Below are 2392 nucleotides of genomic sequence, written 5' to 3'. Positions count from 1 at the left end.
GCAAAAGAAATACAACCATATTGTATCTAAGAGGCGGATCAAGGTTGAGAATATTATTGCAGAGCTAAAGAATTTTCGTATTTTATCTCATAGATATCGCAATAAGCGTAGGGGTTATAATCTAAAGTTTAATATTGTTGCTGGAATTGTTAATTTCAAAAATGATTTCGTTAATAAATTACTTGCCGCTTGATGCTAAAATAATCACGAACAACCTTCTTCACCCCTCGCATTGGCTAATTGTTAATTAAATACTTACGCAAGAGGTCTATTTAAGCTATGTTTAGCTAATCTACACAAGAAGACGATCTAAATCTTGTTTATTTTCTATACTACTTCTAATATTCGCCATCAAATCTTGAAAATAGTGCAGATTGTGCCATGTCATTAGCACCGCCCCTAAAATCTCACCCGTTTTAATCAAATGATGCAAATATCCAGAGCTATAATTTAAACAGGTATAGCACTGGCAGGCGCAATCAAGTTTATCTGCGCTTAATTTATGCTTTGCATTCTTAATATTCACCACTCCTGCGCTCGTAAAAGCCTGCCCATTTCTACCAGAGCGTGTAGGTATTACGCAGTCAAACATATCCACGCCACGCTTCACTGCGCCTATGATGTCGGAAGGTTTGCCAACGCCCATTAAATATCGAGGTTTTGCTACTGGCAGCAGGTCTGGCGCATAATCCAGCACGGAAAACATAGCTTCCTGCCCCTCACCCACGGCTAAACCGCCTATGGCATATCCTTCGAAGTCTAAATCTGTTAAGTGTTTAGCTGATTGTTCTCTTAGATGAGGAAACACGCTACCTTGCATTATGCCAAACTGTCCATACCCCTCTCTATGTCGGAATGCCCTGCGGGAGCGCAGCGCCCAGGCAGTTGTGAGCTCCATACTCTTTTGCGCGCCTAACTCGTCTATTGGATATGCGGGACATTCGTCAAAAACCATGCTAATGGTGCTATCTAATTTGTCTTGAATTTGAGTGGAATATTCTGGAGTAAGCAGATATTTTTTGCCATCAATATGAGAATTAAAGGTTACGCCATCAGAGGAGATAGATCGTAGAGCGCTCAGGGACATCACCTGAAAACCACCGGAGTCGGTGAGGATAGGTCCTGACCAATTCATAAAACGTCTTAAGCCGCCAAGCGCGTGTACCACGTCCTCGCCTGGCCTAAGCATTAAATGATAAGTGTTTGCTAAAATTATTTCTGCCCCGATGGATCGTACTGATTCAGGTAGCATCGCCTTCACACTTGCTCTTGTGCCCACTGGCATAAAGGCGGGGGTTTTAATTGCGCCGTGTGCAGTTTGTAATAAACCGAGTCTAGCTTTTTCGTGAGTACTGAGAAGAGAAAATAACATAGAAGAAAAATAAAAGAGCTATAATGTGCAAAAAAAATTGTCGCGTACGTTAAGATTAGACCTCTTTTTTAACTCTAGTCCTTCACGGCAACTGCGTCCGCCGATTCGAACCACTCATTTAACTTTATCTATTGATAATGTGCACGGAACCTCCTTGGGCAACTTTTTAATTACCCATATTCATCACTGATTTGCGTTGCTGCTCAAATCCTGTTAATTTTTCATGTAAGTTGCGGTGTTTTTCTGCAAGCTGGGTATGCTCTTAGCGTAACACGCCGGGAGCTAGCTATTCTAAGAAGCATAACCTCGATGCGCGTTTATTGTTCGGGCTCGAATAGTTGTGGCATCTTTGCTGTTTGTTCAACATGCGGCATCTTTGCTATTTGTTCAACATGCGGCATCTTGGCTATTTGTTCAACATGTGGCATCTTGGCTGTTTGTTCAACCGCGGCACCGCTGGCTATTATTTGTATAGTAGGTTGATTGGCGGCTTGTTGAGCCTGTGCTATGCTGGAAAGGATCGGAGCTTTGTTGTGAATTTGCATAATTTTTCCTGTAATTATAAATTAAGATTTTAAATTTTGCACCAATTGAAACTTCATCTGACGGACGGTATTTTTTACAAGTGATAGTCAGATAAGTTAAGACTATCAGATGTGTTGTTATTATACAATAGACTCATTAGATTTTTCAAGCACAATGCGTTTTGAGTCCATGAAAGTCTATATAGGAGTTTTGCTGTAACAATATTTACCTGAATGAGATCTGTGATAGTTATATTGTATCCATAGTACCCTACAATTTATGTAGTGAGAGGTGGTAGAAGTGGCTTAAATAGGGGATTGAAGTAGTATGAGGATGTATTTTCTGATGATGCATAATATACTACTTCAAGCGCTTATACTAAATTAGCTTGAGGTAGCGTAAATTATATGATAATATGAAGCAAAAAATGCGAGCATATAGTATAGATTTACGTAAAAAAGTAATAAGTTTTATAAAAAGCGGTAATAGCCAAAA

At 39.8% G+C, this 2392-nt stretch carries 3 protein-coding genes and 1 pseudogene; 1 reads left to right on the top strand and 3 read right to left on the bottom strand.

What is annotated here, in order from left to right; all coding sequences use genetic code 11:
* Window positions 1-193, top strand: a 193-nt coding sequence (locus Sarmat_RS06515; protein ID WP_341826613.1) for a transposase family protein, incomplete at its 5' end; no start/stop codon positions are given.
* A gap of 99 nt (window positions 194-292) precedes the next feature.
* On the opposite strand, the gene tgt is transcribed toward Sarmat_RS06515, so the two are convergent.
* The 3 genes and pseudogenes from tgt to Sarmat_RS07000 form a co-directional block, all read right to left on the bottom strand.
* On the bottom strand, window positions 293-1372 hold the full coding sequence (tgt, locus tag Sarmat_RS06510; protein WP_202149949.1) for a tRNA guanosine(34) transglycosylase Tgt: 1080 nt from the start codon (window positions 1370-1372) through the stop codon (window positions 293-295).
* 317 nt (window positions 1373-1689) lie between these two features.
* Window positions 1690-1917: a hypothetical protein gene (locus tag Sarmat_RS06505; protein WP_202149948.1), complete on the bottom strand. Its 228-nt coding sequence runs from the start codon at window positions 1915-1917 to the stop codon at window positions 1690-1692.
* A gap of 74 nt (window positions 1918-1991) precedes the next feature.
* A pseudogene (locus tag Sarmat_RS07000) lies at window positions 1992-2151 on the bottom strand (IS481 family transposase); the annotation flags it as partial.
* Window positions 2152-2392: the final 241 nt, after the last annotated feature.

Source organism: Candidatus Sarmatiella mevalonica (assembly GCF_016751895.1).
Taxonomy (GTDB): Bacteria; Pseudomonadota; Alphaproteobacteria; order Rickettsiales; family Rickettsiaceae; genus Sarmatiella; species Sarmatiella mevalonica.
Note: the sequence above shows the minus strand (reverse complement) of the source record. Positions and strands in the feature narration are given on the sequence as shown.